Source organism: Xylanibacter sp., from assembly GCF_057607445.1.
In genome coordinates, this window is sequence record NZ_DBLZAX010000055.1 from 1 (window position 1) to 1,386 (window position 1,386).

The following is a 1,386-nucleotide window of genomic DNA, read 5'->3' on the forward strand; positions in this document are numbered from 1 at the left end:
TTTTTTGCCTTCTAATTCACATTGCATCGCTTCTACAAGACGGTATAAAATGCGTTTTTCGTAAACTGAAAAATCGTATTTAGACACGGTCATTAAGTAACTCTGTATCACATCTTTATTCGTTATCTTCACAGCCATATTCATTTGTCTTTTAAAAACGAGAGATTGAATGTTCGCAAATATAGAAATTAAAAACGAGATTGAAAAATGTATCTCCACGAAAACATTCAAAAACTCGTTTTTAAAGAGTGAAATAGCATTCGAAAACTCGTTTATAACATTCAAAAACTCGTTTTTTGTTTCATGAATTGTATTGTATTTGTATGACATACAGAATTTTATTAGCGTTTTTCTAAAATTTGATAAGCATATAACAAGTTATGCTTTAAAACAAGTCATTAAAATTTTAGAATGTAACCGATTCTAAAGTCAAAATCGTTTTTTATTGTGTTTGAACAGAAGCAAAAAACATATGGACGAAAAAAACAGGGGAGAAGCAAGCAAAACTAGTGCAGCGATTTTTTGGGGAAGATTTTTCCGCGTGTTAAAATATGTATTATTGTGTTTATTTGTTTTGATTCTATTGGAGATTGATATACTTTGTTATACATTTGCAATAAAAAGTATAACAATATGGAAGTAGTAGTAAAAAAACTAACGGCATTTAGGCTTAACAACGATTTATTGGATATGCTGAAAAGCGCTGCCAAACGTGAACACAGGAGCCTGAATAATTTCGTGGAATGTCTTTTAATGGATGCAATGTATTCAGAACCCAACGAGGAAACCAAAGCAGCCATTGAGGAAGCCCGTGCAGAAAAGAACTTAAAAACAATCGACACAAGCAGTTTTGAGAACTTCTTAAAATCTTGCAGTGAATGAGAAAGGTTAAAAGCGGCAGTCAATTCCGAAAAGACTTGAAGCGGTATAAAAACGATACTGCAAAGCTGGAAAAGCTTTATGATATTGTCGGATTTTTGGAACGTTGCGAAGATATACCTAAAGAGTTTAAACCGCATATGCTTTCGGGAAATTATGCAGGGCACATGGAATGTCATGTGGAAAATGATTTTCTTTTGATATGGATTGATGATGAAGTGGTAAAGTTGGTTAGACTTGGCAGTCATTCGGAATTGTTCGGGAAGAAAAAGAAACGGTAGAAATGTATTAAAAGTCAATGGTTGATAGATAGCCATTGACTTTTTGTGTTTTGTGTACAATTTATTCTGTGTGGTTCCCGGCTGCTGGAATGTGTGTTTACATGGCTGGGATAGGTTCTTTCTTAGTGCCTCGCTCCGACTTCTCCCCGTCCCCCTTGTACGAGCTTTCGCCGTACCGCAGGGGAGGGTGTTCGTCGATTGCTCGGCAGTCGAAAGAATAGCAAGA

The 1,386-nt window shown here is 35.5% G+C and carries 2 protein-coding genes and 1 pseudogene; 2 read left to right on the forward strand and 1 reads right to left on the reverse strand.

All coding sequences use genetic code 11. The features are described 5' to 3' along the window. Window positions 1–138: pseudogene (locus ACZMIG_RS14790) on the reverse strand (replication initiation protein); the annotation flags it as partial. Between the two features lie 495 nt (window positions 139–633). On the opposite strand from ACZMIG_RS14790, the gene ACZMIG_RS14795 reads away from it, so the two are divergent. Further along, window positions 634–882, forward strand: coding sequence for a toxin-antitoxin system protein (locus ACZMIG_RS14795; protein WP_117830228.1), 249 nt, complete (start codon window positions 634–636; stop codon window positions 880–882). Next, window positions 879–1,160 carry a type II toxin-antitoxin system YafQ family toxin gene (locus tag ACZMIG_RS14800; RefSeq protein ID WP_117830226.1) on the forward strand — a complete coding sequence of 94 codons (282 nt, stop codon included), beginning with the start codon at window positions 879–881 and terminating at the stop codon, window positions 1,158–1,160. Before ACZMIG_RS14795 ends, ACZMIG_RS14800 begins: the two co-directional genes overlap by 4 nt. Window positions 1,161–1,386 lie beyond the last annotated feature (226 nt).